Annotated in this window: 23 protein-coding genes; 9 read left to right on the top strand and 14 right to left on the bottom strand. The window is 61.9% G+C overall.

From position 1 onward, the window contains the following. Window positions 1-11 precede the first annotated feature (11 nt). The 8 genes from AC1RME_RS00470 to AC1RME_RS00435 form a co-directional block, all read right to left on the bottom strand. The gene (locus AC1RME_RS00470; protein ID WP_096817813.1) at window positions 12-641 is read right to left on the bottom strand and encodes a glutathione S-transferase; all 630 of its coding nucleotides are present in this window, start codon (window positions 639-641) and stop codon (window positions 12-14) included. A 66-nt stretch (window positions 642-707) separates the two neighbouring features. Beyond that, window positions 708-887 (bottom strand): hypothetical protein, encoded by a 180-nt coding sequence (locus AC1RME_RS00465; protein ID WP_096817815.1) that lies wholly within the window; start codon window positions 885-887, stop codon window positions 708-710. Next, window positions 884-2,014 (bottom strand): PepSY-associated TM helix domain-containing protein, encoded by a 1,131-nt coding sequence (locus tag AC1RME_RS00460; RefSeq protein ID WP_096817817.1) that lies wholly within the window; start codon window positions 2,012-2,014, stop codon window positions 884-886. Before AC1RME_RS00460 ends, AC1RME_RS00465 begins: the two co-directional genes overlap by 4 nt. Before the next feature lie 74 nt (window positions 2,015-2,088). Continuing rightward, window positions 2,089-4,515: a TonB-dependent siderophore receptor gene (locus tag AC1RME_RS00455; protein ID WP_096817819.1), complete on the bottom strand. Its 2,427-nt coding sequence runs from the start codon at window positions 4,513-4,515 to the stop codon at window positions 2,089-2,091. Window positions 4,516-4,637: 122 nt separating this feature from the next. Continuing rightward, the gene (locus AC1RME_RS00450; RefSeq protein WP_493090224.1) at window positions 4,638-5,609 is read right to left on the bottom strand and encodes a FecR domain-containing protein; all 972 of its coding nucleotides are present in this window, start codon (window positions 5,607-5,609) and stop codon (window positions 4,638-4,640) included. After that, entirely contained in the window at window positions 5,606-6,124 is a 519-nt protein-coding gene (locus AC1RME_RS00445) for an RNA polymerase sigma factor (RefSeq protein WP_096817822.1), read from the bottom strand. Before AC1RME_RS00445 ends, AC1RME_RS00450 begins: the two co-directional genes overlap by 4 nt. A gap of 111 nt (window positions 6,125-6,235) precedes the next feature. Further along, entirely contained in the window at window positions 6,236-6,943 is a 708-nt protein-coding gene (locus AC1RME_RS00440) for a 3'-5' exonuclease (RefSeq protein WP_493090222.1), read from the bottom strand. Next, window positions 6,940-8,880 carry a putative nucleotidyltransferase substrate binding domain-containing protein gene (locus AC1RME_RS00435; protein WP_096817826.1) on the bottom strand — a complete coding sequence of 647 codons (1,941 nt, stop codon included), beginning with the start codon at window positions 8,878-8,880 and terminating at the stop codon, window positions 6,940-6,942. Before AC1RME_RS00435 ends, AC1RME_RS00440 begins: the two co-directional genes overlap by 4 nt. Before the next feature lie 253 nt (window positions 8,881-9,133). On the opposite strand from AC1RME_RS00435, the gene AC1RME_RS00430 reads away from it, so the two are divergent. Further along, a complete protein-coding gene (locus AC1RME_RS00430) occupies window positions 9,134-9,580 on the top strand; it encodes a response regulator (RefSeq protein ID WP_096817828.1) in 447 nt (148 codons plus the stop codon). A 70-nt stretch (window positions 9,581-9,650) separates the two neighbouring features. On the opposite strand, the gene AC1RME_RS00425 is transcribed toward AC1RME_RS00430, so the two are convergent. Beyond that, the gene (locus tag AC1RME_RS00425; protein WP_493090220.1) at window positions 9,651-11,828 is read right to left on the bottom strand and encodes a malate synthase G; all 2,178 of its coding nucleotides are present in this window, start codon (window positions 11,826-11,828) and stop codon (window positions 9,651-9,653) included. A gap of 453 nt (window positions 11,829-12,281) precedes the next feature. On the opposite strand from AC1RME_RS00425, the gene AC1RME_RS00420 reads away from it, so the two are divergent. Next, window positions 12,282-12,800 carry a glycine cleavage system transcriptional repressor gene (locus AC1RME_RS00420; RefSeq protein WP_011336250.1) on the top strand — a complete coding sequence of 173 codons (519 nt, stop codon included), beginning with the start codon at window positions 12,282-12,284 and terminating at the stop codon, window positions 12,798-12,800. Window positions 12,801-13,023: 223 nt separating this feature from the next. Here AC1RME_RS00420 and rarD read toward each other — a convergent pair whose 3' ends face one another. From rarD to AC1RME_RS00395, 5 genes are all read right to left on the bottom strand, one after another. Next, the gene (gene rarD / locus AC1RME_RS00415; RefSeq protein ID WP_096817833.1) at window positions 13,024-13,911 is read right to left on the bottom strand and encodes an EamA family transporter RarD; all 888 of its coding nucleotides are present in this window, start codon (window positions 13,909-13,911) and stop codon (window positions 13,024-13,026) included. A 66-nt stretch (window positions 13,912-13,977) separates the two neighbouring features. Beyond that, the gene (locus AC1RME_RS00410) at window positions 13,978-14,952 is read right to left on the bottom strand and encodes a serine/threonine protein kinase (RefSeq protein ID WP_096817835.1); all 975 of its coding nucleotides are present in this window, start codon (window positions 14,950-14,952) and stop codon (window positions 13,978-13,980) included. Window positions 14,953-15,068: 116 nt separating this feature from the next. Further along, entirely contained in the window at window positions 15,069-16,970 is a 1,902-nt protein-coding gene (locus AC1RME_RS00405) for a PhoX family protein (protein WP_096817837.1), read from the bottom strand. Between the two features lie 72 nt (window positions 16,971-17,042). Beyond that, the gene (locus tag AC1RME_RS00400) at window positions 17,043-17,807 is read right to left on the bottom strand and encodes a TOBE domain-containing protein (protein ID WP_096817838.1); all 765 of its coding nucleotides are present in this window, start codon (window positions 17,805-17,807) and stop codon (window positions 17,043-17,045) included. A 58-nt stretch (window positions 17,808-17,865) separates the two neighbouring features. Continuing rightward, window positions 17,866-18,606, bottom strand: a complete 741-nt coding sequence (locus AC1RME_RS00395; protein ID WP_493090218.1) for a ComFC family protein — start codon at window positions 18,604-18,606, stop codon at window positions 17,866-17,868. A 91-nt stretch (window positions 18,607-18,697) separates the two neighbouring features. Between AC1RME_RS00395 and bioB the strand changes: the two genes are divergently transcribed. The 7 genes from bioB (at window position 18,698) to AC1RME_RS00360 (ending at window position 25,689) form a co-directional block, all read left to right on the top strand. Then, window positions 18,698-19,753, top strand: a complete 1,056-nt coding sequence (bioB, locus tag AC1RME_RS00390) for a biotin synthase BioB (RefSeq protein WP_085731680.1) — start codon at window positions 18,698-18,700, stop codon at window positions 19,751-19,753. 67 nt (window positions 19,754-19,820) lie between these two features. Further along, on the top strand, window positions 19,821-20,999 hold the full coding sequence (gene bioF, locus AC1RME_RS00385) for an 8-amino-7-oxononanoate synthase (RefSeq protein ID WP_493090216.1): 1,179 nt from the start codon (window positions 19,821-19,823) through the stop codon (window positions 20,997-20,999). Then, window positions 20,992-21,723 carry an alpha/beta fold hydrolase gene (locus AC1RME_RS00380; RefSeq protein ID WP_493070017.1) on the top strand — a complete coding sequence of 244 codons (732 nt, stop codon included), beginning with the start codon at window positions 20,992-20,994 and terminating at the stop codon, window positions 21,721-21,723. The genes bioF and AC1RME_RS00380 overlap by 8 nt, the downstream gene beginning before the upstream one ends. Continuing rightward, window positions 21,716-22,528, top strand: coding sequence for a malonyl-ACP O-methyltransferase BioC (bioC, locus tag AC1RME_RS00375; protein ID WP_096817846.1), 813 nt, complete (start codon window positions 21,716-21,718; stop codon window positions 22,526-22,528). The genes AC1RME_RS00380 and bioC overlap by 8 nt, the downstream gene beginning before the upstream one ends. After that, window positions 22,525-23,205, top strand: coding sequence for a dethiobiotin synthase (bioD, locus tag AC1RME_RS00370; protein WP_493090214.1), 681 nt, complete (start codon window positions 22,525-22,527; stop codon window positions 23,203-23,205). Before bioC ends, bioD begins: the two co-directional genes overlap by 4 nt. Window positions 23,206-23,311: 106 nt before the next feature. Next, entirely contained in the window at window positions 23,312-23,608 is a 297-nt protein-coding gene (locus AC1RME_RS00365; RefSeq protein WP_085731685.1) for a pyrroloquinoline quinone biosynthesis protein PqqE, read from the top strand. Window positions 23,609-23,883: 275 nt separating this feature from the next. Next, window positions 23,884-25,689, top strand: a complete 1,806-nt coding sequence (locus AC1RME_RS00360) for a phenylacyl-CoA dehydrogenase (RefSeq protein WP_096817852.1) — start codon at window positions 23,884-23,886, stop codon at window positions 25,687-25,689. The last annotated feature ends 117 nt before the right edge of the window (window positions 25,690-25,806 follow it).

Below are 25,806 nucleotides of genomic sequence, written 5' to 3'. Positions count from 1 at the left end.
CGCCCCGCGCATCAAACCTTCGGCATTGTCGCAATCATCGACGGCCGCTGGCTCACTTCAAAGAACCAGTTGGCCAGTTGCGGGTTGGCTTCACGCCAGCCCAGATCCGGGAAGCGCAGATCCAGATAACCCAGTGCACAGGCCACGCTGATCGACGCGACGTCGAAATGGCAGGTCAGTTCGGCGATGGCGTCGCGCTCCAGCAGCGCCAGGGTCCGGCGGATCTTGTCGCGCTGGGCCTCGAGCCACTCGTCCCAGTGCTTTTCCGGGGCACGCAGCACTTGCTCGTAACGCACCATGACGGAGGCGTCCATGATGCCGTCGGCCATCGAGGCCAGGGTCAGACGACGCCAGCGGGCCGAGCCGTCGCGAGGGATCAGCGGGTTGCCGACGTGCTGGTGGTCGAGGTAATCGAGGATCACCCGGCTGTCATGGATGACATTGCCATCAGCCAGGCGCAGGGCCGGGATCTTGCCGAGCGGGTTGTCTTCGTTCAGCGCAGTGCTGGGGTTGACCGGTGTCAGGACGCAGTCCTGCAAGGCGACGCGATCCTGCTGGCCAGTCTCGTGCAGCAGCACCATGACTTTGCGCACGAACGGGGACAGGGTGTTGTGGAACAGGGTCATGCTGGGAGCGGACATCGGCAGGGTCTCGGTCAAGGGCAATGAACGGGCAGCATAGCGCGTTGCCCGTCAGGCTCAAGCCATTCAGTGCCGTTGCAACAGACCGCGAAGGGCGAGTGCGGCTGGCACACCCAGACCGATCCAGCTCAAGCCATCCCAGATCCCGTCGCCCAGCAGGGCGGCGAACAACCCCGCCGCACTGAGCAACGCGATCACCAGCGGTGTGCTGAAGACTTTCCAGAAATTCGACTGACGCGGTTTCATGCCGAAGCCTCCGCTGTTTCCAGCACCGGTTTCGCGGCCTTGCGCCGCACCACCCACAAGTACACGCCGCTGCCGAGGACGATGATGGTCAGTACATCGAGGGTGGCCCAGAGGATTTTCATCGGCATGCCGCCGTAGTCGCCAAAGTGCAGCGGCTGCGACATGCCCATGGCGTCCATGTACCACGGCCGTTCAGCGACCGCCGTGACCTGCAAGTTGCTGGCGTCGATCAGCACTGGCGTCAGCAAGTGCGAGGTCAGGTGGGTGCCACCCTTCATGAACACCGAGTAGTGGTGCTCGCTGGAAAACCGGGTGCCGGGGAACGCGATGAAGTCCGGTTTCATCCCCGGCGCGACTTCGCCGGCGATATCCAGCAGGCGGGTGGCCGGGGCGAGGTGAGTCAGCGGCGGCGCATCGCGGTAGGGCGCGATCATGGCGTTGAGCGAATCGTTGCGCCAGGCCGCGATGATCAGATCGGCACAGGCGCTGATCACTCCCGTCACACCGACCACCAGCGCCCAGGTCAGGGTCACCACGCCGATCAGGTTGTGCAGATCGAGCCAACGCAGACGGGTGGATTTGTCCCGGCGCACGGTGCCGAAGTCCAGGCGACGCATGAACGGCAGGTACAACACCGTCCCGGACACGATCGCCACCACAAACAGCACACCCATGAACGCCAGCAGCAACTTGCCCGGCAGTCCGGCAAACATGTCGACGTGCAGGCGCAGGATGAACAGCATCAGGCCGCCGTTGGCCGAGGGTGTTTCCAGGGCTTCGCCGGTGCGGGCGTCGAGCATGAAAGTGTGCGAGGAGTTCGGCTCGGTGCCGGCCGTCTTCGCCATGATCGTCAGCACGGTGTTCGGCTCGTCGTCTTCGAAACCGAAGTACTGCACGACTTCGCCGGGACGATGGGCTTCGGCGGCTTGCACCAGTTGCGCCAGATTCAGGTGCGGCGTATCGGCCGGCATCTCGCGCACCTGGGGTGCGTCACCGAGCAGATGCTCGATCTCGTGATGAAAGATCAGCGGCAGGCCGGTCAGGGCCAGCAACAGCAAAAACACGGTGCAGATCAGGCTGGTCCAGGTGTGGACGAACGACCAGCGGCGGATTGTTTTACTTTTCATTTCATGACCTTCAAAAACACCAAAGCCGTCCACGAGGGACGGCCTGGTTGCAGGGCCTGTTTCAGCTCAAGCGCTTACCACTTGTAGGTGGCACTGGCGACGACGCTGCGCTGGTCGCCGTAGTAGCAGTAGAAGCTGTCGCAGGTGGAAATGTAGTCCTTGTTCAGCAGGTTGGTGGCGTTGAGTGCCAGCGACGCGCCTTTGAGGCTGTTGTCCAGGCGACCGAGGTCGTAATGCACGGCGGCATCGAACACGGTGTAGGCATCAGCCTTGCCCAGCCAGGTGTTGGCCTTGTCGCCGTAGGTGTTGCCGGTGTAGCGCACACCGCCGCCGACGCCGAAGCCGTCGAGCACGCCGCTGTGCCAGGTGTAATCGGTCCACAGCGAGGCTTGCTGGTTCGGCATCAGTTGCAGGCGGTTGCCCTTGTCGGCGCCGTTCTGCACTTCGGACTTGGCCAGGGTGTAGGCGGCGATGACTTTCAGGTTGTCGGTGACATCGGAGGTGGCTTCCAGCTCCAGGCCTTTGACTTTCACTTCGCCGGTCTGGCTGGTGATCGATACGCCGTTGACGAAGGAGCTTACCGAGACGTTTTTCTGGGTCAGGTCATACACCGCGGCGGACAGCAGGGTCTTGCTGCCGGGCGGCTGGTACTTGATGCCCAGTTCCCACTGCTTGCCTTCGGTCGGCTTGAGCGATTCAGTGGAAGAGGCGTCGGCGCCACTGGTGGGCTGGAAGGATTCGGCGTAGGAAATGTACGGCACGAAACCCGAGTCGAACACGTAGCTCAGTGCCGCGTTGCCGCTGAAGGCCTTGTCGCGGTCGGTGTTGGTGGCGTCGGCCTTGTTGATGAACTTCGTACCGGTGTGCACCCAGTCTTCACGGCCACCGAGGGTCAGGCGCCATTGGTCGAGGGCCATCTGGTCCTGCACGTACAGACCGGTCTGGTAGGTCTTCTGGTCGTAGTCGTAGAACGCGGTGGAGCGCGCCGGACGCACGATCGGCTGACCGTAGATCGGGTTGAGCACGTTGGTGGTCAGACCGTCACCGAAGATCGAGGTGTAGTTGGTGTTGCTGCGCTGGTGATCCAGACCCAGCAGCAGGGTGTGGCGGATGTCGCCGGTGGCAAAGTCAGCCTGGAAGTTGTTGTCCACGGCGAACTGGCTGATGTCCTCTTCGACACTGGTGCTGGTGCGGCCGACGTTGCCAGCGTTGTCCACCTGGGTGTACGGATACGAACCCGGGGTCAGGCTCTGGAACGACAGATCCGATTTGGTGTAACGCAGGTTCTGCTTGAACTGCCACACATCGTTCAGGCGATGTTCGAAGGCATAACCGAGCGCGTAGTAGGTGCGGTCGTAGTATTCCCAGTCCGGATCGCCGAGGTTCTTGTGGTGGGAAACCTTGCCGAACGGCATGTCGATCTTGGTGCCCTGCACTGGCAGGAACTGGCTGGTGATGCCGGTATCGTCGCGGGTGAACTGGGTCAGCAGGGTGAACTTGGTGTCGTCGTCGATGTTCCAGGTCAGGCTCGGTGCGATGTTGTAGCGCTTGTTGTCGACGTGATCGACCTGCGTGCCGCTGTCACGTACCACGCCGCTGAGGCCGTAGAGGAACTGGCCGGCGTCGTCGATCTTGCCGGTGCTGGCGAAGTTGATCTGACGATGGTTGTCGCTGCCGTACTGCAACTGGATTTCGCTGCTCTGCACATCGCTAGGGCGACGGCTGACCATGTCCAGCAGGCCGCCCGGCGGGGTCTGGCCGTAAACCGACGAGGCCGGGCCGCGCAGCAGGGCGAGGCGGTCGAGGTTCCAGGTTTCCTGTTTCGGGTTGGCGTACACGCCTTTTGGCAGCGGCAGGCCATCGAGGAACTGGGTCGGTTCGAAGCCACGCACGCGCAGCCAGTCGGCGCGGGTGTCGCTGCCGTAGCTGCTGGCGGTGATGCCCGGCATGTAGCGCACGGCGTCATCGAGGCTGTGCACGCTGCGGTCGTCCATCTGCTGGCGGGTGGCGACGGAGATCGAACGCGGTGCTTCGACCAGCGCGGTGTCAGTCTTGGTGCCGGCGGCGGTGCGAGTGGCGGTGTAGCCTTCGACCGGGCCCCAGGCGCTTTCAGAGTTTTCCACACCGATTACCGAAGTTTCCGGCAGGGCCATCACGCCTTCCGGCACCGCGACCAGGGTGTACGTGCCGGTGCTGCTTTGTTCCAGTTGCAGGCCGGTGCCGCGCAGGGCGGCGCTCAGTGCGCCTGCCGCGTCATATTGGCCGTTGACTGGCGCCGACGTCTTGCCCGCCGCCAGCGACGGATTCAGCGACAGCGTGAGGCCGCCCTGGCTGGCGATCTGGTTCAGGGTGGTGGACAGCGGCGCGGCCGGCAGGTTGTAGGCGCGAACGCTCGACGCCTGTTCTGCGGCGATCAGTTGGCTGCTGGCCAGCGGGGTGCAGAGGGCAATGGCGACCGCCAGCAAACTGGGGCGCAACAAGGTGTCTAGCGAACGGGACATACGGCGGCTCCTGAATGGAAATATTTCTCAATTGCCTGTGTGCCGGACGAGAATCGAAAAGTGATAGGGCTGGATGAAAATAATTTCCATTAACGCGAAATGGACGGCGTTATGGCAGAGGATCAGGGCTTCGGATCAGCCTTGGCCACGGTGACCCACCACGGCGTGTGCTGCTCGATCTGCACCGGCAGGGTCGGGAGCAGGGCGCTCAACGCCTTGTCGGTATCGTGCAGCGGGAAACTGCCGGTGATGCGCAGGTCGGCCACCTCCGGTGCAATGCCCAGATGGCCACGACGATAGCGGCCGAGCTCGTGCACCAGGTCTTCCAGACGCGCGTTGTCCACTACCAGCATGCCGCGGGTCCAGGCGTCGGCGCCGGGGTTGAGCGCGACGATTGCGTCCAGGCCGTTGTCGCGGATCAGCACCTGCTGGCCTTCACGCAGGATCTGTTCCTGCGGATCGGATTGCGGGTGCGCCGCGACGGCCGACTGCAACACGCTCAGGCGCGTGCCCTGTTCTTCGCGTTTGACCAGAAACCGCGTGCCCAACGCGCGCATACGGCCTTCGCGGGTTTCGACGATGAACGGTCGTGCATCGCCATGACCGGTCTCGATGAGGATTTCGCCTTCCTGCAACACCACCAGCCGCTGCTTGTCATCGAACCGCACATCCATTGCGCTGTGGGTGTTGAGATTGACCACGGTGCCGTCCGCCAGCCGCACGGTGCGTTGTTCACCGGTGGCCGTGCGCTGGTCGGCGAGCCAGTAATCCAGCGGCAGATAGTGTTCTGCGGCAAACAGTGACAGGCCGACCACCGCGACAACACTGGCCAGACCGCTGCCGAGCTTGCGCACCCGGCGGCGGATGCCTTCGCGCGATTGCAGCAACGCGCTGCGGGCCGGGCCGTTGGCCACGCTGAAACGCTGGTCGAGCATGCCCAACTGACGCCAGGCACGGGCGTGTTCTTCGTTGGCGGCGTGCCATTTGGCGAATTCTTCGCGCTCCAGCGGGCTGCTGGAATCGAGGGTCAATTGCCAGGCTATCGCCGCGTCCAGCACATGGGCCGAGACCGGTTTGGAACTGGCCGGGTTCATGTTGGCTCACCGTACAGGGCGATGTAGCACTGACGGATACCCTGGGCCAGGTACTGGCGCACGCGCGGCACCGACACGCCGAGTTTGTCGGCGATCTCGGCATGGGTCAGGCCGTCGAGACGGTTATAAAGGAATGCGGCGCGGGCCTTGGTCGACAATTGGCCGAGCAGACGATCGATGGCTTTGAGGTCTTCGAGGATCAGTTGCTGCTCTTCGACCGACGGCTGTTCGCCTTCGGGGATCAGCATCAACTCAGCGAGATAAGCCTGTTCCAGTGCCGCGCGACGGAAGTAGTCGAACAGCAGACCCTTGGCGATGGCCACCAGAAAGGCTCGGGGTTCGCGGGGCGTCAGCAGTTCCTCGCGACCGAGCAGGCGGACGAAGGTGTCCTGGCTCAGGTCTTCGGCGCGTTGCGGGCAGGCCACGTTGCGGCGCAGCCAGCCCAGCAGCCAGCCGCGATGGTCGCGATACAACGCACCGACGAGCTCACTGTGAGGGCTTTGGGCTGACGACACGAAGGCACCGACTGGGAAATGTTAACTAACGAGAATTGTTCGCGATTGTGGCAGAGGTGGGAATGGTTAGCAATTGGCCACCGGTCGGGTTGTCGGGCGACAACCCGGGGCTCAGAACGAATGCGTCTGCTGGCGGCGCTTCCACTGACTCAGGCGTTGCTGCAAATTCAATGGGCTGTGAATCTGCTGCTGACGTGCCCGGCTGAACAGAATCAACGCCAGTTCCGCCGTGGCCAGTGCGTCGGCGCTGGCATGGTGGCGCTCGAACACTTCGAGCTTGAACCAGTCGATCCACTCGTCCAGCCCAGCCTCGCGGATATGCGCCTGGGGGCAAACCAGCGGTGCAATGTCGGCGACATCCAGAAACACTTGCTGCAACTTGTGGCCCAGGTGTTCTTTCACCGCCCGGCCCAGCATGTGCTGATCGAACGGCGCATGAAACGCCAGCACCGGACTGTCGCCAATAAACTCCAGAAGCTCGAGCAATGCCTCGGCCGGCTCGCTGCCGGCGGCAATCGCATTCGGCCCCAGTCCGTGGATCAACACGCTGGGGCTGAGTTTCAGTTCGCGACATTGCAGGGTGCGTTCGAACTGCTGGCTGAAGTCGATGGCGCCGTCCTCGACCACCACCGCGCCAATCGACAACACCCGGTCCTTGTTAAGGTTGAGCCCGGTGGTTTCCAGGTCCAGCACCACCCAGCGCTGTTCGCGCAGGCTGCATTCGCTCAGTTCGCGGACCGCCGGCAGTTTCGCCAGGCGTTGTTGCAGATCGTCCGGCAGAACCGGGCTGGCCGGACGCAGCCACGAGAACAGGCTCATAGCTGATACCGCAGGGTCAGGCTGCTTTGCAGGCGCTGGGCCTGACGCAGGGATTCACGCAGGATGCGCCGGTCCAGATGATTGAGGCTGTCGGGATCGACCCGGTTCGAATACGGCAGGTTTTCCCGGGTCTGGAGCTGATGCTGCTGCATGCGTGTCTGCTGGATAAAGTGATAAGCCTCCTCGTACGCGGCGCCATCCAGTCGGTCGATGACTTCTTTCTCCACCAACTGGCGGAAGCGTTCGAGGGTGTTGTTGGCGTCGATGCCATTGGCCAGAGCCAGCAGACGTGCACCGTCGACAAACGGCGTCAGGCCCTGGATCTTCAGGTCCAGCGTGGCTTTCTCGCCGTTCTTGCGGGTCAACACGAATTCACGGAAACGCCCCACCGGTGGGCGGTTGCGCAAGGCGTTCTCGGCCATCATCCGCTGGAACAAACGATTGTCGCCGACCTGATCGAGAATCCCCCGACGCAATTGCTCGCAACCCTGTTCATCGCCCCAGACCACCCGCAGATCGAAATAGATGCTTGAGCCCAGCAGGTTCTCCGGCGTTGCCTCGCGAATGAACGCGGCAAAGCGTCGGGCCCATTCGGCGCGGGACAGGCACAGCTGCGGATTGCCGGCCATGACGTTGCCCTTGCACAGGGTGAAGCCGCATTGTGCCAGGCTGTTATTGATCTGCTGGGCGATGGGCAGCAACTTGCCGCGAATCTCCGCGGCATGGGCCGCATCCCGCGCATCGAACAGAATGCCGTTGTCCTGATCGGTGTGCAGGGTCTGCTCGCGCCGGCCTTCGCTGCCGAAGCACAGCCAACTGAACGGCACACCGGGGTCGCCTTTCTCCGCGAGGGTCAGCTCGATTACCCGGCACACGGTGTGATCGTTGAGCAGGGTGATGATGTGGGTGATCTGGGTCGACGATGCGCCGTGAGCCAGCATGCGCTCCACCAGTTGGCCGATCTCGCCACGCAGAGTCACCAGTTGTTCAACCCGCTGGGCGCTGCGGATGGTCCGTGCCAAGTGCACCAGATCGACCCGTTGCAGCGAGAACAGATCACGCTCGGAGACCACGCCGCACAGACGCTGATCCTTGACCAGACACACGTGGGCGATATGCCGCTCGGTCATCGCGATCGCCGCATCGAAGGCGCTGTGATCCGGCGACAGATAGAACGGCGAGGGCGTCATGTGGCGTTCGATCGGTTCATTGAAGTCGCCAACGCCCGCAGCCACCACATGGCGCAGATCGCGCAGGGTGAAAATCCCCAGTGGCGCCTTGTGCTCATCCACCGCGACGATGCTGCCGACCTGTTGTTCGTGCATCAGCTTCACCGCTTCGCGCAGTGGAGTGGAAGGGCTGCACGTCACCGGATGGCGCATGGCCAATTCGCCCAAGCGGGTGTTCAGCGAATATTGGGTGCCGAGGGTTTCCACGGCTTTCTGCTGGACTTGCTGGTTGACCTGATCCAGCAGGCTGCTGACCCCGCGCAGGGCGAAGTCGCGGAAGGTGTTGGAGAGGGCGAACAGCTTGATGAACGCCAGTTTGTTCAGTTGCAGGCAAAAGGTGTCTTCGCCGGCCAGATGCTCGGTGCGGGTCGCCCGTTCGCCGAGCAGTGCGGCAAGGGGGAAGCATTCGCCGGTGGTGATTTCAAACGTGGTTTCGGTGCCGCCCTTGGCCGTGTGCGGCCGCTCGCCGACCACCCGGCCCTGCTTGACGATGTAGAAGTGTTCGACCGGCCCGTCGGCGGGTTTGATGATGCTCTCGCCCTGACCGTAGAAGCGCAGCTGGCATTGCTCCACCAGATAGGCCAGGTGGGCGTGTTCCATCTGATTGAAAGGGGGGAAGCGCTGGAGGAATTGCAAAGTGCCCTGAATGTTCTGCAACACCGCGGTTTTCCCTGCCTGGGTGAAGGCGTCCGCTTTACTCATAACCATTACCGCAGTCTTTTTCGAATTGTTGTTATTGGATCGTTGCAGCCATGGTCGACCCCATCGCGCGGGGTGCCCATTGGACGTAAGTCTAGGTTTGGCGTGCCGTTGGGTAGTTTTCGGATATGCCCTACACAAACAGTCGGAAATTCTCAGGTTAGCCCCTTGGAAAAAAATCCGACGAAGTGCACATTGAAGCTCTGCCCAGCGATGTCTGACCACTGTGCCAGGGGATCGATTTGAAAACGTAGAGAACGCCATGTCCGACCACGATATTTTGAGCGACGCCGAGCGGGAAGCGCTCAGCGCCGTCATGCTGGAACCCGACCTGCCGCCGCAGCGGGTACTGATCGTTGATGACGACAAGGACGCCCGCGAGTTGCTGTCGGAGATCCTGGCACTGGACGGCATTCGTTGCATGACGGCAGCCAGCGGCGAATCCGCACTCAAGATGATCGAGGAAAAACCTTCCATCGGCCTGGTGATCACGGATCTGCGGATGGGGCATGTCGGCGGTCTCGAGCTGGTCCGTCAGGTGCGCGAGTCGGTACGGGCGGCGATGCCGATCATCATTGTGTCGGGTGATGCCGACGTGAAGGACGCCATCGCGGCGATGCATTTGAGCGTGGTGGACTTTCTGCTCAAGCCGATTGATACCGCCAAATTGCTTGGACTGGTCAAGCATGAGTTGGGGATCGAGCCCTAGCTAATCCGACGCAAACAAAAAAGCCCTGATCGAAAGATCAGGGCTTTTTCATGTCCGGCATCAGCGCAGGTTACAGGCCATTGGCAGCCTTGAACTCGCGACGGCGACGGTGCAGGACCGGCTCGGTGTAGCCGTTCGGCTGTTTGGTGCCCTCGATCACCAGTTCGACCGCCGCCTGGAAGGCGATGTTGCTGTCGAAGTTCGGGGCCAGCGGACGGTACAGCGGGTCGTTGGCGTTCTGACGGTCCACCACCGGCGCCATGCGCTTGAGGCTTTCCATCACTTGCGCTTCGGTCACGATGCCGTGGCGCAGCCAGTTGGCGATGTGCTGGCTGGAGATACGCAGCGTCGCACGGTCTTCCATCAGGCCGACGTCGTTGATGTCCGGCACTTTCGAGCAACCCACGCCCTGGTCGATCCAGCGCACCACGTAACCGAGAATGCCCTGGGCGTTGTTGTCCAGTTCGTTCTTGATCTGCTCCGGTGTCCAGTTCGGGTTGACCGCCAGCGGGATGGTCAGGATGTCATCGACCGAAGCGCGTGCACGTTTGGCCAGCTCGGCCTGACGGGCGAACACGTCGACCTTGTGGTAGTGCAGCGCGTGCAGCGCGGCAGCCGTCGGCGATGGAACCCAGGCGGTGTTGGCACCGGCCATCGGGTGAGCGATTTTCTGTTCGAGCATCGCCGCCATCAGGTCGGGCATCGCCCACATGCCTTTACCGATTTGCGCACGACCTTGCAGGCCGGTGCTCAGACCGATATCGACGTTCCAGTTTTCGTAGGCGCCGATCCACTTTTCAGCCTTCATGTCAGCCTTGCGCACCATCGGGCCGGCTTCCATGGAGGTGTGGATCTCATCGCCAGTGCGGTCGAGGAAACCGGTGTTGATGAACACCACGCGCTCGCTGGCGGCCTGGATGCAGGCCTTGAGGTTGACCGTGGTGCGGCGTTCCTCGTCCATGATCCCGACTTTCAGGGTGTTGCGCTTGAGGCCCAGCACGTCTTCGATGCGACCGAACAGTTCGTTGGTGAACGCTGCTTCTTCCGGGCCGTGCATCTTCGGTTTGACGATATAGACCGAACCGGTGCGGGTGTTCTTGCGCGAAGTGTTGCCGCTCAGGTTGTGCATCGCCGCCAGGCAAGTCACCAGGCCGTCGAGGATGCCTTCCGGCACTTCATTGCCGTGCTTGTCGAGGATCGCGTCGATGGTCATCAGGTGACCGACGTTACGCACGAACAACAGCGAGCGGCCGTGCAGGGTCAGTTCGCTGCCGTCGACCTTGGTGTAGGTGCGATCCGGGTTCATGGTGCGGGTGAAGGTCTGGCCGCCCTTGGAAACGGATTCCGCGAGGTCGCCCTTCATCAGGCCCAGCCAGTTGCGGTAGATCACAACCTTGTCGTCGGCATCGACGGCGGCCACAGAGTCTTCGCAGTCCATGATGGTGGTCAGCGCCGCTTCCATCAGGATGTCTTTGACGCTGGCGGCATCAGTCTGGCCGACCGGGGTGCTGGCATCGATCTGGATTTCGAAATGCAGGCCGTTGTTCTTCAGCAGGATCGCGATCGGCGCATTGGCGTCGCCCTGGAAACCGATCAGTTGCGCATCGTTGCGCAGGCCGCTGTTGCTGCCGCCCTTGAGGGTGACGACCAGTTTGCCGTCAGCGATCTTGTAACCGGTGGAATCGACGTGGGAGCCGGCCGCCAGTGGCGCCGCTTCGTCGAGGAAGGCACGGGCGAAGGCGATGACTTTGTCGCCACGCACCTTGTTGTAGCCTTTGCCTTTTTCCGCGCCGCCGGCTTCGCTGATGGCGTCGGTGCCATACAGGGCGTCGTACAGCGAACCCCAGCGGGCGTTCGAGGCGTTGAGGGCGAAGCGGGCGTTCATCACCGGGACCACGAGTTGCGGGCCGGCGGTACGGGCGATTTCGTCATCGACGTTTTGCGTCGTTGCCTGGAAATCAGCCGCTTCTGGCAGCAGATAACCGATCTCTTGCAGGAAGGCTTTGTAGGCCACGGCGTCGTGTGGTTGACCGGCACGGCTCTGGTGCCAGCCGTCGATACGGGCCTGGAAGTCATCGCGTTTGGCGAGTAGGGCTTTGTTCTTCGGCGCCAGGTCGTGAATGACCTTGTCGGCGCCTTCCCAGAATTTTTCGGCGGTGAGGCCGGTACCGGGAATGGCTTCGTTGTTCACGAAGTCGAACAGGACTTTGGCGACCTGCAGGCCACCGACTTGAACGTGTTCAGTCATTGCTTGCCTCACTCTGCTCAGCTATTTCGCTTTTCAGCTCTTCAATTTAACAATGAAGCCTCTGGCCATTTAAACCACAAACCCCTCGACCAGTACATGCCATCGCTGGCGGCTGGGCTGGGACCAATCAACGGCTTGGGGCCTTGCTGACGGGGCTTTCAGGGTTGCGAACGTGCCTTGGGCAGACATCGATCCAACGTTATGTAGTGCGCGCTGCGGCATACTACATGATGCATTGCGGTTGTGAAAATCAGACTAATTACGTCGTTCTGCGACCCCATGACGCATTGCGGTCACGGCGCGGAACGGGATGTTCTCAAAAAACCAATGGATTGTTCCAGTTAAATATAAAAAGTTGTACACGATTTGTGATTTCGAGCGTCTGAGGCGTCTGTCGAACGCTTGCCTATACTTGTTTTTCTATAACAAAAGTCATGACAAGAGGGCTGCGCCATGGATCACCTCGTACTCACCGTCTTCGCGCCGGACAAGCCCGGGCAGGTCGAGCGCATCGCCCAATGCATCGCCGAGCACGGTGGCAACTGGCTGGAAAGCCGCATGTCACGGATGGCCGGGCAGTTCGCCGGGATTCTGCGGGTCGGCGTGCCGGCGGAGGCTTACGACGAATTAGTCGATGCCCTACAAGCTTTGTCTGCTCAGGGCATTCGTGTGCTGGTCGCCGAAAGCGGTATTGAACAGGCCTGCACCTGGAAACCGATTGCCATGGAGTTGGTGGGCAATGATCGTCCGGGCATCGTGCGCGATATCACCCGGCTGCTGAGCGAGCAGGGCGTAAACCTGGAGCGGCTGGTGACCGAAGTGCGTCCGGCGCCGATGAGCAGCGAGCCGTTGTTCCACGCCGAGGCGATTCTGGCGGTGCCGCTGACCCTGTCGCTGGATGTGCTGCAATCGCGCCTGGAAACCCTGGCCGATGACTTGATGGTGGAATTGGTACTGCGCACCGACCTGTGAAGACGGATCGGGTTATCCAGTTTAAACGTGCACCTGCCTGTGGATAACCTGTAGAGACCGACCGCCAGGCCACGTCCGCCGTGGCTTGGCGAAGAATGATCAAAAAACCGCCAGCATTCAGTGACTTGCGCACAAACGGCGGGGATCACGCTGTGGATAACCTTGGGAAGGAACGATACAGGCCACGAGAACCGTGGCCTGTGGAGGTTTGTGCGTTTTTTGATCAGCTGCGGCGGCGCAGGCTCATCCACGCATCGACGCTGTACACCGCCAGACCGGCCCAGATAAACATGAAGGCGATCAGCGTGCTGGATGACAAGTGCTCACCGAACAGCAGCACTGCCTGCAACAGCACCAGCGTCGGTGCCAGGTATTGCAGGAAGCCGATGGTGGTGTAGGGCAAATGCCGTGTGGCCGCGTTGAAACACACTAACGGCACCAGCGTCACCGGGCCGGCTGCCACCAGCCACCAGGCTTCGGAGGTGGTCCAGAACGCAGCTTGTGCACTGGTGGCGGTCGGATTGAACAGTAGCCACGCGAGGGCGATCGGCACCAGCATCCAGGTTTCCACCACCAGCCCCGGCAGTGCCTTGACCGGCGCCTGCTTGCGGATCAGCCCGTAGAAACCGAAGGTCAGTGCCAGCACCAACGACACCCACGGCAGACTGCCGACCTGCCATACCTGCTGCGCCACGCCGACCGCCGCCAGACCGACCGCCAGCCACTGCATGCGCCGCAGGCGTTCGCCGAGGATCAGCATGCCCAGCAGCACATTCACCAGTGGGTTGATGTAGTAACCCAGACTCGCTTCCAGCATCCGGCCGTTGTTCACCGACCAGACGTAGGTCAGCCAGTTGGCCGCGATCAGGGTGCCGCTGAGCGCGAGAATCGCCAGGCGTTTCGGGTTGTCGCGCAGCTCCTGCCACCAGCCCGGATGCTTCCAGACCATCAGCAACAGCGCGCCGAACAGCGCCGACCACAACACCCGGTGGATGATGATCTCCACCGCCGGCACTTCGGCGATGGCTTTGAAGTAGAGCGGGAACAGGCCCCAGATGATGTAGGCACTCAGGCCCAGAATGTACCCGCGACGCGGGTTGGCGGCTTGCATGCAGAATCCTTGCTTAGGCAGCTAACAAAGCAGCGATTGTACGGGCAGTTGTATAGACGTGTCGTGTCAGAAAAGCTTCAACGGCTCTTCATTCAATGCCGCCAGTTGTTCACGCAACGCCAGCACCTGATCGCCCCAATACCGCTCCGTGCCGAACCACGGAAAACTGTGAGGAAACGCCGGATCGTCCCAGCGTCGGGCCAGCCAGGCGCTGTAATGCATCAGGCGCAGGGCGCGCAGCGGTTCGATCAGCGCCAGTTCGCGCGGGTCGAAATCGTGGAATTCGTTGTAGCCGTCCATCAACTCCGACAGTTGTCCGAGGCATTCCTGACGATCGCCCGCGAGCATCATCCAGATGTCCTGCACGGCCGGGCCCATGCGGCAGTCGTCAAGGTCGACGATGTGGAACATCTCGTCGCGGCACATCATGTTGCCGGGGTGGCAGTCGCCGTGCATGCGGATGTTCTGATGCGGCGTGGCGGCGTAGGCATCTTCCACACGTTTGAGCAGGTCGCGGGCGACGGACTCGTAGGCCGGCAACAGGCTTTTGGGGATGAAGTTGCCTTCCAGCAACGTGTTCAGCGAGGCGTGGCCGAAGTTCTGCACGGCCAGCGCTTCGCGATGCTCGAACGGACGTGTTGCGCCGACTGCATGAATGCGCCCCAGCAACTGACCGAGGCGATACAACTGGTCGAGGTTGCCCGGCTCCGGCGCCCGGCCACCGCGACGGGGAAACAGGGTGAAGCGGAAACCGGCGTGTTCGTGCAGGGTCTGGCCGTTGTGGATAAGTGGCGCCACCACCGGGATCTCGACGTCGGCCAGTTCGAAGGTGAACTGGTGCTCTTCGAGAATGGCTTCGTTGGTCCAGCGCTGCGGGCGATAGAACTTGGCAATCAGCGGTTCGGAGTCTTCGATGCCGACCTGATAGACGCGGTTTTCGTAACTGTTGAGCGCCAGAATGCGCGCGTCGCTCAGAAAGCCGATGCTTTCGACGGCATCGAGCACGAGGTCTGGGGTGAGGGTTTCAAACGGGTGGGCCATGCTGACTCCTGCGCGCGGCAGGCTGCCGCGTCCGGCCCAGCATGGTAGCGCAGACGGGCTGTCTTGAGGGGGATCGTTCCCGCGCAGAACGCGGGAACGATCTGACTGCTGCTGTATCAGGCGCCGACGATCCCGCCATCCTCACGGGTAATCGCCATCACCGAAGAGCGCGGCTTGCCGTTCGGCAAATGCTCGGGGAAGGTCGAGCCGCCGTTCTCGCCTGGATGCTGGATCCCGACAAACAGGGTTTTCTGATCTGGCGAGAAACTGATCCCGGTGACTTCGCAACCGATCGGCCCGACCATGAACCGGCGAATCTCGCCCGTCTTGGGATCGGCGCAGAGCATCTGGTTGTTGCCCATCCCGGCAAAGTCCCCGGCGTTGCTCGAATCACCGTCGGTGAGAATCCACAGTCGGCCGGCCTTGTCGAAACCGAGGCCGTCGGGGCTGTTGAACATGTTCTGCGGGGTGATATTCGACGAGCCGCCCTTCGGCGTACCGGCATGCACGCCCGGGTTGCCGGCCACCACGAACAGATCCCAGGCGAAGGTCTTGGAACCGTGATCGTCGCGGTCGGTGCGCCAGCGCAGGATCTGCCCGTAGACGTTCTTCTCGCGCGGGTTCGGGCCGCCCACCGGCTGCCCGTCTTCGCCGCGTTTGGCGTTGTTGGTCAGGGTGCAATAGACCTGGCCGTCTTTCGGGCTGACCACGATCCATTCCGGGCGGTCCATGCGCGTGGCGCCGACCACACTGGCCGCCAGGCGTGCATGAATCAGCACTTCCGCCTGATCGGCAAAACCGCTGCTGGCGTCGATACCGTTCTTGCCGTGGGTCAGTTCGATCCACTGGCCCTGGCCTTTCGGGTGGTCGGGGTTGCCGTCGCCCGCGTCGAACTTCGCCACGTACAGGGTGCCGTGATCGAGGATGTCGCGGTTGGCTTTCGCGTTGCGGTGGTTGATGCGGTCGCGGCTGATGAACTTGTAGATGAACTCGCCGCGTTCATCGTCGCCCATGTACACCACGGCGCGACCGTCGTCGGTCTCGGCCAGGGCGGCGTTTTCATGTTTGAAGCGGCCCAGCGCTGTGCGTTTGACCGGGGTCGATTGCGGGTCGAACGGATCGATCTCCACGACCCAGCCGTGACGGTTGAGCTCGTTCGGGTTCTTCGCCATGTCGAAGCGTGGATCGAACGGATGCCAGTTGATCTCGCGGCTGGCGACCGACACGCCGTAGCGTTTCTGCGCCGGGTCGAACTGCTGCTGGGCGTTGCTGCTGCCGAAGCAGTCAGTGAAGTTCTCTTCACAGGTCAGGTAAGTGCCCCACGGGGTCTTGCCGTTGGCGCAGTTCTGGAAGGTGCCGAGGACTTTCTTGCCGTGCTTGTCGGCGCTGGTCTTCATCAGCTCATGACCGGCAGCCGGGCCGCTGATGCGTAGTGGCGAGTTGCCGTGGATGCGGCGGTTGTAGCGCGAGCCCTGAACGAACTGCCATTGGCCGTTCTTGCGCGCCACTTCGATCACCGACACGCCTTCGCAGGCCAGCGCCTTGCGCACGTCTTCCGCCGACTGCGGCTGACCGCCATGGGGGTAGAGGTAGCGGTAGTTGGTGTATTCGTTGTTGATCGCCATCAGGGCGCGATTCTTGTCGTCCGGGAAGGCGAACAGGCTCATGCCGTCGTTGTTGTCGCCGAACTGCACTTCCTGTGCAGCCGCAGTGCCGTTGCCGCTCGGGTCGAAGGCCGGGCCGTTCTTGTGCAGGGGCTGACCCCAGCTGATCAGCACCGACGACTTGTAGCCCTTGGGCAGGCTGATGACGTCGGTGGTGGCGGCCGGAATGCTGTCGAAGCCGAGCAGGCGGCTGTTGCCGGCGCTGACACCGGTGGCCAGCGCGCTGCGGCTCAACAGGCTGCCGCCGAGGAACATCGCCGCGCCGCACAGTGCGCCGGCGCCGATGAAACCGCGACGGCTCATGCCGACCATTTTTTCCAGGTCAGTGGATTGGTTTTCTTCTAATAGGCTCACATCAGGCTCCCTGCTTGGTTTTGGCAGCCACCTTAATGAGAGGCGATGACGCTTTTGTTGCAGGAACCCGCGCTAAAGCGGTGTGCCGATCAGCACATTGGACGGCGAGAACTGCACTTGCACCGGTTGTTCGACGGTCAGTCCCTGGGTGCGCAGGTGCAGCGGCTCAGCCAGGGCGCAGAGTGTCTGGCCATTGGGCAGGGCGACGCGTACTTCGCTGGGGCCGTCTTCGGCATCGAGAATGGCTTCGAGGGTACCGCTCAGAAGATTGTGACCAGATGTTGCAGCCTGTTCTCGCCCCAGCAACTCCAGCCAGCCGGCCTTGATCAGTGCCACCACTTCGGTGCCCGGTTGCAGCTCCAGATGCACGGTGCTGTCGTGGGTGATCTGCGCATCGATGCACAGGCCTTCGGCCAGTTCGAGACGGATCAGGTCATTGCGGCCCTGATGCTCGATGCTGACGACTTTGCCATGCAATTGATTGCGGGCGCTGGTCCGGAGCATCAAACGCCCCAGTAGATCCAGATCGCTGGCGTCTTCAGCGGCCTCCAGCACCTGCGCCTGTAAGGCTTGCAGCTTCTGATACAGACGCAGCACCCGTTCGCCTTCGCTGGACAGTCTGGCGCCACCGCCGCCCTTGCCGCCGACAGCCCGCTCGACCAGCGGCTTTTGCGCGAGATTGTTCAACTCATCGATGGCGTCCCACGCCGCCTTGTAACTCAGGCCCGCGCTTTTGGCGGCGCGGGTGATCGAGCCCTGTTCGGCAATGTGTTGCAGCAGGGCGATGCGCTGCGGGCGGCGGACGATGTGCTGGGACAACAGGGAAGGCAAGGACATGTCGGGTGCTTTGTGCTGGGTTGATGGTGGAGGAAGTTGGCCGCTTGGCGCGTGTGAGTCAAGCCGCGTCGCCAGGTTTCGGTGTTCGGGCCAGGCAGTAGACGTCGACCCGCGTGGCGCCCGCGTCCACCAGCAGCCGGGCCAGTGCCTGGGCGGTGGCGCCGGTGGTCAGCACATCATCCACCAAGGCCAGATGCCGACCTTGTACGTGGGCGTCTGGCAAAAGTTCGAAGGCATTGCGCAGATTGCGTTTGCGCGCCTTGGCGTCGAGTGCCTGCTGGGCGCTGGTGTCCTGAATTCGGCGCAGGATATTTTCTTCACAGGGCAGGTCCAGTTGCTTGCCGAGCCACCGCGCCAGCATTGCCGCCTGATTGAATCCACGTTGGCGCAGACGCTTGTTCGCCAACGGTATCGGTAACAAGGCATCCGGGCGTGGCAGGCCTTCATCGAAGCGATGTTGCAGGAATTGCCTGAGAACATCGCCGAGCAGGCGACCAAACGGCCATTTCGCATTGTGCTTGAATCGGGTGATCAGGCTGTCCACCGGGAAGCCGTAGGACCAGGGCACCGCCACGTGTTCGAAGGCGGGCGGATCCTTCAGGCAGCCGCCGCACGTCAGGCCCGCAGCGGGCAGCGGCAAGGCACATGTCACGCATTGATCACCCAGCCAGGGCAGTTCGGTTTCGCAGGCCACGCAGAGAGGTGTTTCGGTTTCCGCCGGCTCATCGCACAATAAACAGTGCTGGTTGTTATTTAACCAGATGTAAACCGGTCTATCTTGATGTGGTTGACAGTGCATGGCTCTTCCTTAAATATGCCGAACATCCGTGTCGTGCCTGTGGGTATTCCGTTTCCCCAGGCGCCAGCCAAGCATAACCAAGGAATCGCCCATGAGCGCCAGCACCACTGCCACCCTGCGTCACGACTGGTCTTTGGCCGAAGTCAAAGCACTCTTCGTTCAGCCATTCAACGACTTGCTGTTCCAGGCGCAGACGGTGCACCGCGCGCATTTCGACGCCAACCGCGTCCAGGTTTCCACCCTGCTGTCGATCAAGACCGGCGCCTGCCCGGAAGATTGCAAATATTGTCCGCAGTCCGGTCACTACAACACCGGTCTGGAAAAAGAAAAGCTGATGGAAGTGCAGAAAGTCCTCGAAGAGGCAGCCCGCGCCAAGGCCATCGGCTCGACCCGTTTCTGCATGGGCGCGGCGTGGAAGCACCCGTCGGCCAAGGACATGCCCTACGTGTTGAAGATGGTCGAAGGCGTTAAGGCCATGGGCCTGGAAACCTGCATGACCCTCGGTCGCCTCGATCAGGATCAGACCGAAGCACTGGCCAAGGCCGGGCTCGACTACTACAACCACAACCTGGACACCTCGCCGGAGTTCTACGGCAGCATCATCACTACCCGCACCTACAGCGAGCGTCTGCAGACCCTGGCCTACGTGCGCGATGCCGGTATGAAAATCTGCTCCGGCGGCATCCTCGGTATGGGCGAGTCCCTCGATGACCGCGCGAACCTGCTGATCCAGCTGGCCAACCTGCCGGAGCATCCGGAGTCGGTGCCGATCAACATGCTGGTGAAAGTCGCCGGCACGCCGCTGGAAAACGCTGACGACGTCGATCCGTTCGACTTCATCCGCATGCTCGCCGTGGCGCGGATCCTGATGCCGCAATCCCACGTGCGTCTGTCCGCTGGCCGCGAAGCGATGAACGAGCAGATGCAGGCCCTGGCGTTCTTCGCCGGCGCCAACTCGATTTTCTACGGCGACAAACTGCTGACCACCGCCAACCCGCAGGCCGACAAGGACATGCAGCTGTTTGCGCGTCTGGGCATTCAGCCGGAAGCCCGCGAAGAACATGCCGACGAAGTGCATCAGGCCGCCATCGAGCAGGCGCTGGTGGAGCAGAAGAGCAGCGAGCAGTTCTACAACGCGGCAGTCTGATCGTCCGTTCTTTCAGGCGCTGCCTCGGGCGGCGTCTGCTGATTCATTTGCCACCCGTGAGGCTTGCATGTCTTTCGATCTCGCCGCACGCCTTGCTGCCCGTCGTGCCGAAAATCTCTATCGCCAGCGACCGCTGCTTGAAAGCCCCCAGGGGCCGCAAGTGGTGGTCGACGGTCAGCCATTGCTGGCGTTCTGCAACAACGATTACCTGGGCCTGGCCAATCATCCGCAAGTGATCGAAGCCTGGCGCGCCGGTGCCTCGAAGTGGGGCGTCGGCGGCGGTGCGTCGCATCTGGTGATTGGCCACAGCGGCCCGCACCACGCGCTGGAAGAAGCCTTGGCCGACCTCACCGGACGGCCACGTGCGCTGTTGTTCACCACCGGCTACATGGCAAACCTCGGCGCGGTCACGGCGCTGATCGGGCAGGGCGATACGGTGCTGGAAGACCGGCTCAATCATGCGTCGTTGCTGGATGCCGGACTGTTGTCCGGCGCGCGGTTCAATCGTTATCTGCACAACGACGCCGAAAGCCTGGCCAAACGTCTGGAGAAAGCCACCGGCAATACGCTGGTGGTCACCGACGGCGTGTTCAGCATGGACGGTGATCTCGCCGACCTGCCAGCACTGGCCCGAGAGGCCAAGGCCAAAGGCGCGTGGCTGATGGTCGATGACGCCCACGGTTTCGGTCCTCTGGGCTCGAACGGTGGCGGGATCGTCGAGCATTTCGGCTTGAGCCAGGATGACGTGCCGGTGCTGGTCGGTACCCTCGGCAAAGCGTTCGGCACGGCGGGCGCGTTTGTCGCCGGCAGTGAAGAGCTGATTGAAAGTCTGATCCAGTTCGCCCGTCCGTACATCTACACCACCAGCCAGCCACCGGCGCTGGCCTGCGCAACCTTGAAAAGCCTGGAACTGCTGCGCAGCGAACACTGGCGTCGCGAGCATTTGCAGACGCTGATCCGCCAGTTCCGCCACGGCGCCGAACAGATCGGTCTGGAGCTGATGGACAGCTTCACGCCGATTCAGCCGATCATGATTGGCGATGCCGGCCGCGCCGTGCGTTTGTCGCAGATGCTGCGCGAGCGTGGGTTGATGGTCACCGCGATCCGCCCGCCGACTGTGCCCGCCGGCAGTGCTCGGCTGCGGGTCACGCTGACCGCCGCCCACAGCGAGGCGCAGGTGCAACTATTGTTAGAAGGACTGGCCGATTGCTTTGCCCAACTGAAGTCGGAGCCAAGCCATGCGTGATCGTCTGATTCTGCTCCCCGGCTGGGGCCTCGGTGTTTCCCCGCTGGAACCCTTGGCGGCTGCGCTGCGTGGGCTCGACGAACACCTGACGGTCGAAATCGAACCGTTGCCGGAGCTGGAATCCAGCGATCCTGCGGATTGGCTCGACGAACTCGATGAGCGCATTCCCCAGGACGTCTGGCTGGGTGGCTGGTCGCTGGGCGGCATGCTGGCTTCTGAGCTGGCGGCGCGGCGTGGTGAACATTGCTGCGGCTTGCTGACGCTGGCGAGCAATCCTTCTTTTGTTGCCCATGACCAGTGGCCGAGCGCGATGCCGGGGGAAACCTTCGATGCATTTCTGGCCGGTTGCAGTGCTGATCCGCGTCAGACCCTCAAGCGTTTTTCGTTGCTGTGCGCTCAGGGTGCGCAAGACTCTCGCGGCTTGTCGCGACTGTTGCAGGGCGGTGCGCCGAATACTTCACCGATCGCCTTGATGGCGGGTCTGGAGTTGTTGGCGCAGATCGATACGCGCAATGCCTTGCAGGTGTTTCGAGGCCCGCAATTGCATCTGTTTGCCGGGCTGGACGGGCTGGTGCCGGCGGAAGCCGCGGGCGAGTTGTTCGCCTTGCTGGCGGATGTCGAGGTTGGGCTGATCGAGCAGGCCAGCCATGCGTTTCTTCTGGAAGACCCCCACGGTGTGGCCGGTGCGATCCAGGCGTTTTTAAGTGAGTGTGGTGATGACTGATTTGTCTCTTGCTGCGCTGCCCGGCGGCTTGCCTGACAAGCGCCAGGTAGCGGCTTCCTTTTCCCGCGCAGCGGCCAGCTACGACAGCGTCGCCGAGTTACAGCGTGATGTGGGCACGCAGTTGCTGAATCGTCTGCCGGTGGATTTTCTGCCGTCGCGCTGGCTGGATCTGGGCTGCGGCACCGGGTATTTCACTCGGGCGCTGGCTGAACGTTTTGCGGGTAACGAAGGGCTGGCGCTGGACATCGCCGAGGGCATGCTCAATCACGCCCGGCCATTGGGTGGGGCCGCGCACTTTATTGCTGGCGATGCTGAGCGTCTGCCGTTGCAGAATTCGACCTGTGATCTGATCTTCTCCAGCCTCGCCGTGCAGTGGTGCGCAGACTTCGAATCGGTGCTCGGCGAAGCCTTCCGAGTACTGAAACCGGGAGGGATTTTCGCGTTTGCTAGTCTTTGTGTAGGGACGCTGTACGAATTGCGCGACAGTTGGCGTCAGGTCGATGGCCTGGTGCACGTCAACCGTTTCCGCGAGTTCGCTCGGTACGAGCAATTGTGTGCGGCCAGTGGTCTGCGCACGGTCAGTCTGGAGAACCGGCCACATGTGCTGCATTACCCGGATGTGCGCAGCCTGACGCACGAACTCAAGGCGCTGGGCGCGCATAACCTGAACCCCGGTCGGCCGGGCGGATTGACCGGTCGGGCGCGGATTCTGGGGCTGGTCGAAGCCTACGAGCAGTTCCGTCAGCCGCAGGGCTTGCCGGCGACTTATCAGGTGGTCTACGCCGTGTTGGAGAAACCCGTATGAGCGCAGCCTATTTCATCACCGGAACCGACACCGACGTCGGCAAGACGACGGTCGCCGCCGGGTTGCTGCATGCCGCCCGATCGGCAGGGTTGAGTACGGCGGCGGGCAAGCCGGTGGCGTCCGGTTGTGTCGTGACGCCCAGAGGTCTGCGCAACTCCGATGCCTTGGCGTTGCAGGCCGAGTGCTCGTTGCCGCTGACGTATCAACAGGTCAATCCGGTGGCGTTCGAGCCGGCCATCGCGCCGCATCTGGCGGCCCGTGAGGCAGGCGTGGCGTTGACCGTGCAATCGCTGCTGGCGCCGATGCGCGAGATTCTGGCCATGAACGCCGACTTCACATTGATTGAAGGCGCGGGCGGGTGGCGGGTGCCGTTGGCGGATCAGGACAATCTGTCGGACCTGGCCATTGCGCTGAATCTGCCGGTGATTCTGGTGGTGGGCGTGCGTCTGGGTTGTATCAGCCATGCACTGTTGACCGCCGAAGCGATTGCCCGTGACGGGCTGCAATTGGCGGGATGGGTGGCGAACATCATTGATCCGAAGACCTCGCGGCTGGAAGAAAACCTGGCGACACTGGCCGAGCGTATTCCGGCGCCGTGTCTGGGGCGGGTGCCGAAACTCAAGGCGGTCAGCGCCGAGACGGTCGCCGATCACTTGCAACTGGATCTGCTCGACTGATTTTGACTATGGGAAGGCACTGTGCCATTAGTGTTTTTGACGGGTGTTTTTCTGACGCCTCTGGTTCAATGGCACCCATTGATCCTTCCCAAGGATGAGAGCTCCCATGGAAATCTCCGGAAACACAGCTTTTTATGCAGGTCTGAGCAGCATTCAGACCGGGCAGAACCGTGTCGATCAGGCTGCCAGCCAGATCGCCAACAACACCATTGAGCGCTCGGTCACCAGTCAGTCTTCCGAGGCACAGATCGATCGCTTGCGCGGCGTGGATCGCAGCCAGCAAATGGATCCGGGCAGCGCCATGGCCGAGATGGCCCAGGGCAAGTTTCAAGTGGAGCTGGGCACGAAAGTCGCCAAGGCTTCCGATGAAATGCTCGGTACGATCATCGATACGTTCGCCTGATTTTCTGATATCCGCTTTGCCAGACGCCGCGACTGTTCGCGGCGTTTTTCGTTGTAAGTCCTTCTCCCTCAACTAATCTTTTTTCATTGCACATGGCTCGCCCGGGCGCATGTCGCGTTGCTGTGTCCGGTGTTCGAAAAATGTGATGACGAATGGCAAAAGATCGACGCTTGACAAGATTTCGGCGTAAACGTATGTTTCAAACAACTGTTTGACCGTCACAACAAATCAATGCGGTCGTTCATTCCCGGTTACATCAGCAGAGGTTTATCGCTATGCCTGACTACAAGGCCCCCTTGCGTGATATTCGCTTCGTTCGTGACGAACTGCTTGGCTACGAAGCGCACTATCAGAGCCTTCCAGCGTGTGCAGACGCAACGCCGGACATGGTTGACGCCATTCTCGAAGAGGGCGCCAAGTTTTGTGAGCAGGTGCTGGCACCGCTGAACCGTGTGGGCGACATCGAAGGTTGCACCTGGAGCGAGTCCGGCGTGAAAACCCCGACTGGCTTCAAAGAGGCCTACAAGCAATTCGTCGAAGGCGGCTGGCCAAGCCTGGCCCATGACGTCGAGCACGGTGGTCAGGGTCTGCCTGAGTCGCTGGGTCTGGCTGTCAGCGAGATGGTCGGCGAAGCCAACTGGTCGTGGGGCATGTACCCGGGCCTGTCGCACGGCGCGATGAACACCATCTCCGAGCACGGTACTCCAGAGCAGCAAGAAGCCTATCTGACCAAGCTGGTCTCCGGCGAATGGACCGGCACCATGTGCCTGACCGAGCCGCATTGCGGCACCGACCTGGGCATGCTGCGCACCAAGGCCGAACCTCAGGCCGACGGTTCCTACAAAGTCTCCGGCACCAAGATCTTCATCTCGGCCGGTGAACACGACATGGCCGACAACATCGTCCACATCGTACTGGCCCGCCTGCCTGACGCACCGGCTGGCACCAAAGGCATTTCCCTGTTCATCGTTCCGAAGTTCATGCCGAATGCCGATGGCACTGTTGGCGCTCGCAACGCTGTGAGCTGCGGCTCGCTGGAACACAAGATGGGCATCCACGGCAACGCCACTTGCGTGATGAACTTCGACGGCGCGACCGGTTTCCTGATCGGCCCGGCGAACAAAGGCCTGAACTGCATGTTCACCTTCATGAACACCGCACGTCTGGGCACCGCGCTGCAAGGCCTGGCCCACGCCGAAATCGGCTTCCAGGGCGGCCTGAAATACGCTCGCGATCGTCTGCAAATGCGCTCCCTGACTGGCCCGAAAGCGCCGGAAAAGGCCGCTGACCCGATCATCGTGCACCCAGACGTACGCCGCATGCTGTTGACCATGAAGGCATTCGCCGAAGGCAACCGTGCGATGGTGTACTTCACCGCCAAACAGGTCGATATCGTCAAGTACGGCGTGGACGAAGAAGAGAAGAAGAAAGCCGACGCACTGCTGGCCTTCATGACCCCAATCGCCAAGGCGTTCATGACCGAAGTCGGTTTCGAATCCGCCAACCACGGCGTACAGATCTACGGCGGCCACGGCTTCATCGCCGAGTGGGGCATGGAGCAGAACGTTCGCGACAGCCGCATCTCGATGCTGTACGAAGGCACCACCGGCATCCAGGCACTCGACCTGCTGGGCCGTAAAGTGCTGATGACTCAAGGCGAGGCCCTGAAAGGCTTCACCAAGATCGTCCACAAGTTCTGCCAGAACAACGAAGGCAACGAAGCCGTTAAAGAATTCGTCGCACCGTTGGCTGCACTGAACAAAGAGTGGGGCGAGTTGACCATGAAGGTCGGTATGGCTGCCATGAAAGATCGCGAAGAAGTCGGCGCGGCCTCCGTGGACTACCTGATGTACTCCGGTTACGCCTGCCTGGCTTACTTCTGGGCTGACATGGCGCGTCTGGCTGCTGAAAAACTGGCTGCCGGTACCACCGACGAGGCCTTCTACACCGCCAAGCTGCAAACCGCGCGCTTCTACTTCCAGCGCATCCTGCCGCGTACCCGTACGCACGTGGCAACCATGCTGTCGGGCGCAAACAACCTGATGGACATGAAAGAAGAGAACTTCTCGCTGGGCTACTAAGCCTTAACGCGGTCGTTCTGAAAACCGCTGCTCCTTCGGGGGCAGCGGTTTTTTTTGTGCCCGGATTTCCCCAATCCCGGGGCTGATTCCCCAGCATTGATGACGGCTTTGTTCAGC

This window comes from Pseudomonas sp. GW822-FHT03F08 (genome assembly GCF_058801265.1).
Note: the sequence above shows the minus strand (reverse complement) of the source record. Positions and strands in the feature narration are given on the sequence as shown.

What these genes read in the sequence shown, in the direction of transcription:
- AC1RME_RS00460 (WP_096817817.1), bottom strand. Translation starts at nt 2,014, where the DNA reads ATGAAAAGTAAAACAATCCGCCGCTGGTCGTTCGTCCACACCTGGACC.
- AC1RME_RS00420 (WP_011336250.1), top strand. Translation starts at nt 12,282, where the DNA reads ATGGATCACCTCGTACTCACCGTCTTCGCGCCGGACAAGCCCGGGCAG.
- bioD (WP_493090214.1), top strand. Translation starts at nt 22,525, where the DNA reads ATGAGCGCAGCCTATTTCATCACCGGAACCGACACCGACGTCGGCAAG.
- AC1RME_RS00360 (WP_096817852.1), top strand. Translation starts at nt 23,884, where the DNA reads ATGCCTGACTACAAGGCCCCCTTGCGTGATATTCGCTTCGTTCGTGAC.
- rarD (WP_096817833.1), bottom strand. Translation starts at nt 13,911, where the DNA reads ATGCAAGCCGCCAACCCGCGTCGCGGGTACATTCTGGGCCTGAGTGCC.
- bioB (WP_085731680.1), top strand. Translation starts at nt 18,698, where the DNA reads ATGAGCGCCAGCACCACTGCCACCCTGCGTCACGACTGGTCTTTGGCC.
- AC1RME_RS00470 (WP_096817813.1), bottom strand. Translation starts at nt 641, where the DNA reads ATGTCCGCTCCCAGCATGACCCTGTTCCACAACACCCTGTCCCCGTTC.
- bioC (WP_096817846.1), top strand. Translation starts at nt 21,716, where the DNA reads ATGACTGATTTGTCTCTTGCTGCGCTGCCCGGCGGCTTGCCTGACAAG.
- AC1RME_RS00410 (WP_096817835.1), bottom strand. Translation starts at nt 14,952, where the DNA reads ATGGCCCACCCGTTTGAAACCCTCACCCCAGACCTCGTGCTCGATGCC.
- AC1RME_RS00400 (WP_096817838.1), bottom strand. Translation starts at nt 17,807, where the DNA reads ATGTCCTTGCCTTCCCTGTTGTCCCAGCACATCGTCCGCCGCCCGCAG.
- AC1RME_RS00450 (WP_493090224.1), bottom strand. Translation starts at nt 5,609, where the DNA reads ATGAACCCGGCCAGTTCCAAACCGGTCTCGGCCCATGTGCTGGACGCG.
- AC1RME_RS00440 (WP_493090222.1), bottom strand. Translation starts at nt 6,943, where the DNA reads ATGAGCCTGTTCTCGTGGCTGCGTCCGGCCAGCCCGGTTCTGCCGGAC.
- AC1RME_RS00435 (WP_096817826.1), bottom strand. Translation starts at nt 8,880, where the DNA reads ATGGTTATGAGTAAAGCGGACGCCTTCACCCAGGCAGGGAAAACCGCG.
- AC1RME_RS00430 (WP_096817828.1), top strand. Translation starts at nt 9,134, where the DNA reads ATGTCCGACCACGATATTTTGAGCGACGCCGAGCGGGAAGCGCTCAGC.
- AC1RME_RS00455 (WP_096817819.1), bottom strand. Translation starts at nt 4,515, where the DNA reads ATGTCCCGTTCGCTAGACACCTTGTTGCGCCCCAGTTTGCTGGCGGTC.
- AC1RME_RS00465 (WP_096817815.1), bottom strand. Translation starts at nt 887, where the DNA reads ATGAAACCGCGTCAGTCGAATTTCTGGAAAGTCTTCAGCACACCGCTG.
- AC1RME_RS00395 (WP_493090218.1), bottom strand. Translation starts at nt 18,606, where the DNA reads ATGCACTGTCAACCACATCAAGATAGACCGGTTTACATCTGGTTAAAT.
- AC1RME_RS00425 (WP_493090220.1), bottom strand. Translation starts at nt 11,828, where the DNA reads ATGACTGAACACGTTCAAGTCGGTGGCCTGCAGGTCGCCAAAGTCCTG.
- bioF (WP_493090216.1), top strand. Translation starts at nt 19,821, where the DNA reads ATGTCTTTCGATCTCGCCGCACGCCTTGCTGCCCGTCGTGCCGAAAAT.
- AC1RME_RS00380 (WP_493070017.1), top strand. Translation starts at nt 20,992, where the DNA reads ATGCGTGATCGTCTGATTCTGCTCCCCGGCTGGGGCCTCGGTGTTTCC.
- AC1RME_RS00365 (WP_085731685.1), top strand. Translation starts at nt 23,312, where the DNA reads ATGGAAATCTCCGGAAACACAGCTTTTTATGCAGGTCTGAGCAGCATT.